This is a genomic window from Flavobacterium cauense R2A-7 (assembly GCF_000498475.1).
In the GTDB taxonomy this organism is placed as follows: Bacteria; Bacteroidota; Bacteroidia; order Flavobacteriales; family Flavobacteriaceae; genus Flavobacterium; species Flavobacterium cauense.
In genome coordinates this window covers 1-3360 of sequence record NZ_AVBI01000022.1, presented here as the reverse complement: position 1 = coordinate 3360, position 3360 = coordinate 1, and the positions used below count along the sequence as shown (strand labels likewise).

4 protein-coding genes are annotated in these 3360 nt (G+C 32.1%); all 4 read right to left on the bottom strand.

The features are described from left to right. Nucleotides 1–170: 170 nt before the first annotated feature. The 4 genes from FCR2A7T_RS13335 to FCR2A7T_RS13320 all read right to left on the bottom strand — a co-directional run bounded on the left by FCR2A7T_RS13335 (nucleotide 171) and on the right by FCR2A7T_RS13320 (nucleotide 3173). Nucleotides 171–782 carry a hypothetical protein gene (locus tag FCR2A7T_RS13335; RefSeq protein WP_023571832.1) on the bottom strand — a complete coding sequence of 204 codons (612 nt, stop codon included), beginning with the start codon at nucleotides 780–782 and terminating at the stop codon, nucleotides 171–173. 221 nt (nucleotides 783–1003) lie between these two features. Further along, nucleotides 1004–1393 carry a hypothetical protein gene (locus tag FCR2A7T_RS15140; RefSeq protein WP_023571830.1) on the bottom strand — a complete coding sequence of 130 codons (390 nt, stop codon included), beginning with the start codon at nucleotides 1391–1393 and terminating at the stop codon, nucleotides 1004–1006. A gap of 260 nt (nucleotides 1394–1653) precedes the next feature. Continuing rightward, on the bottom strand, nucleotides 1654–2016 hold the full coding sequence (locus tag FCR2A7T_RS13325) for a hypothetical protein (RefSeq protein WP_035118657.1): 363 nt from the start codon (nucleotides 2014–2016) through the stop codon (nucleotides 1654–1656). A gap of 200 nt (nucleotides 2017–2216) precedes the next feature. Further along, entirely contained in the window at nucleotides 2217–3173 is a 957-nt protein-coding gene (locus FCR2A7T_RS13320) for a hypothetical protein (RefSeq protein ID WP_023571827.1), read from the bottom strand. Nucleotides 3174–3360: the final 187 nt, after the last annotated feature.

Below are 3360 nucleotides of genomic sequence, written 5' to 3'. Positions count from 1 at the left end.
AACGTCCCGCCGGCTTTGTGCAGGTGGGGATTTTTATTACTGACGTTTACAAATATACCGAAAAGTATTTAAGAAAAAACTTCTTTTTAAAGAGGAAATGCACTCACTGACCATTCCAAAAAATCCCCAAAACCCCACTTGCTCAAAACCGCTGTTAGTGGCTGCTGCAATTATGACATTAGAATTTTACCAAAAGCAATTAACCACAGATAATATCCGCTGATACCACCAACAATACCCGATATTAAAAAGGTGAATAATTGTTTTCGAGGAATAAATTTATAGAGGATGATTGATAAAATTATTGCAGCTAGGAATGCAGTTAGACTTAAAGTTGTTCCAGTTTTTAGATTTAAAAATAAGTCCAGTTTAGATTCATCACTTCGGGTAGAAATATGACCTCTCTTTAAAAAACCTATTAATCCCATAAAAAGATTAGCAAGTTGTCTTAACCAAAAAAGAGAAACAAATATTATTAACCACTGTTTAAAATTTAGTTTATCACTTTTTTCAAAAGATTTTTTATTTACATATAGAAAGATAAATCCAATAGTCCCTGTAATAATTGTTTGTAAAGGACCACCAAGAGTTACCCAAAAATAATCATTATCGACAAATTCTTTATCATTGGAAAAACTTGTTGAAGCGTAATTTATTGTGGCATCATAACCTAAAGTTTCGGCAATTAAATAATGCCCAAACTCATGTGTTAATGTACCTATTATAGTTGAAACTATAAAGCCAAAAACGAGATAGATTAGGAGTTTTATGTTGAAATTCATGCTTTTACGTTCAGTTTTTTAGCAGTTGCCACTAACGTCCCGCCGGCTTTGTGAAGTGGCGGATTTTTTATTACTGATGTTTACAAATATACCGAAAAGTTTTAAAGAAAATCGCGATTAAATAGGAGAGAAGTGCAAGCACCAAACCATTCCAAAAAAACCATTCCAAAAAATCACCAAGCCCCGCCATTTCACAAAACCGCTGTTACCAGAAGTTGCAATTATAATTTTAGAGTTTTACAGTTTAAATATTTACAGATTTCAGATTTTTCAGAAATGAATATTGTTTGTTGGCCTAACGTTTTTTTTGAAAATGGGGGTAAATTATTATCAAGCCTGTATTTTTCAATTTTTTTGTAGAACTCATCAATTATTTTATTATCCAAGTCTGATTTGATTTCTGCTTTAAAATCTTTAATTCCTAAAATCCAGTAGTCACTATATTCCTTTGCCTTTCCACGCAATTTAGGTAACGAATTTACCAGTTCTAAGAAAATTTCTTTTGTTGTAACAATAGGTAATGTTGGTCTTGAATAACTATAGCTTGCGTCAACGAATTGATAAGTCCAGACTTCTTTATTTTCAATTTTTTGGAAATCTGAAAATTCCATGTACACATTTTGAGAGTAACAAACACTGCTAAATAGTACGAGTATTATTAAAGAGATTTTCATTAGGTTCAGTTTTTTAGCAATTTCTGGTAACGTCCCGCCGGCTTTGTGAAGGCGGGGAGTTTTATTACTGTTGTTTACAAATATACCGAAAAGTTTGAAAGAAAAGACCTCACTTCGGAGAAGAAAGTGCAAACACTGACCATTACCGATAAACACCCAAAACCCCGCTTGCACAAAACCGCTGTTGTGCGACGTTTTTATTTAATTCTAAACCTCGATAAAACTTCAAAAACTTCTTCAGGTTTTTTTTGAGCGTGATAATTAAAGTGTATATTTTCAATATTTACAAACCCCATAGTCTCATGATATGGATAATCAGGAAGACAAATTAGCATTGGATTTTCAAAATTTTCTTGAGACAATACAGCTATAGGTTCATTTATAGCAACACTCCAAGTGGCTTTTCCTCCATGTATTTGAGGTAAGTAATTTAATTTTAAAATGTGTTTTAGAATTTCTAAGATTGTCCAATTAGATTGGATTTCTATTTCCAAAAAATGAGGCGCATCAAAGTCATCTCCCATTGCGACACTTTCTCGCGTTAATTTTATTTTTTTCATTTTCTAAGGATCAACTATAAAAATCTAGTTTCTATTTCGTTTCGTTCGGCCAAAATGTCGTACAACGTCCCGCCGGCTTTAAGAAGTTGGGGATTTTTGTTCCCAAACCATTCCGTTAAGACTGAAGCCAAATATACAAAAAGACAGTTCCATTATACACTCAAACCCCAATTTCTTAAAACCGCTGTTATAGGACGTAGCTATTTTTTAAACCTTTTATTAAATGCTTCCCTTTCTTTTCTTACAAAGTATTGCAAATATATATCGTCGTTTAAAGTTGGCTCGATATTTTTAAAATTCCATTTTATAATGTTTTTCTTTTTATCGATTGAATATCCGCTTGGTGATATTTTCTCTACTTTACCTAAATCTATTTTATCGAGTTTCAAAATTATATCAGCTTGTCCGATATCACCATACCAGCCTGCTCCAGTATTAAGAATATATTTAAAATACCTATATTCTGCGCCATATGACAATCCAGCAGGTAATTTATAAGAGACCGTAATGGTTTTATGTTCATTTTCTTTAAATTTTAAATTCCAAACATACCATGGATATTTGCCTTGTCCAATTTGTTCGTCGAACGCTAATACTAAATCACCTGACACGTAAGGTTGTTTATTTCGCCATTTATACAATTCTGAAATTGCCTCCTGCATTTTTGTTGCATTAGTTTTTTTTGAAAATTTTAATGTACCGTTCTTTTTCTTTGTTACACCATATATGTTATAAACACTATCTGTTTTTCTTGAAAGTTCTTTCTCAATAGCATAAACTTTCATATATTCTTTGTAAAGACTATCAGCTTCTATAGGTGCTTTAATTTCATTTTCACTTAAATCTTTTCCATCGACGCAAATTTTAAAATTTGATTTGTCATTTTCTTGATAGCCATTTATTGCCCAATATTGGAATTCCATAACTGGAAATCCTACATCTAATATTGTTTCAGAGCCGTAATTTTTCATTTCAAAAGTACATTTAACAATTGATTGGTCAACAGATAAATCTACCATAACTGTTTCCGACTCCATTCTTATTTTACATTCTTTATAAGGATAAATACCTTTTGCTGCAATTGGGTTTGGGGCAATATCAACATTAGTAAACGAGAATAGAATAATGGATATTAATATGATTTTGATTTTTTTCATCGCGTTTTTTTGCTATGTCCTATAACGTCCCGCCGGCTTTATGCTGTAGCGGATTTTTTATTACTGATGTTTACAAATATACCTAAAAGTGGAAAGAAAAAACTTCTTTTTAAAGAAGAAAAGCAAGCACTGACCAATCCGAAAAATCCCAAGCCCCGCTATAGCATAAAACCGCTGTTATGCGACG

Coding starts and splice junctions, on each gene's coding strand:
- FCR2A7T_RS13335 (WP_023571832.1), bottom strand. CDS start 782: ATGAATTTCAACATAAAACTCCTAATCTATCTCGTTTTTGGCTTTATA.
- FCR2A7T_RS15140 (WP_023571830.1), bottom strand. CDS start 1,393: ATGGAATTTTCAGATTTCCAAAAAATTGAAAATAAAGAAGTCTGGACT.
- FCR2A7T_RS13325 (WP_035118657.1), bottom strand. CDS start 2,016: ATGAAAAAAATAAAATTAACGCGAGAAAGTGTCGCAATGGGAGATGAC.
- FCR2A7T_RS13320 (WP_023571827.1), bottom strand. CDS start 3,173: ATGAAAAAAATCAAAATCATATTAATATCCATTATTCTATTCTCGTTT.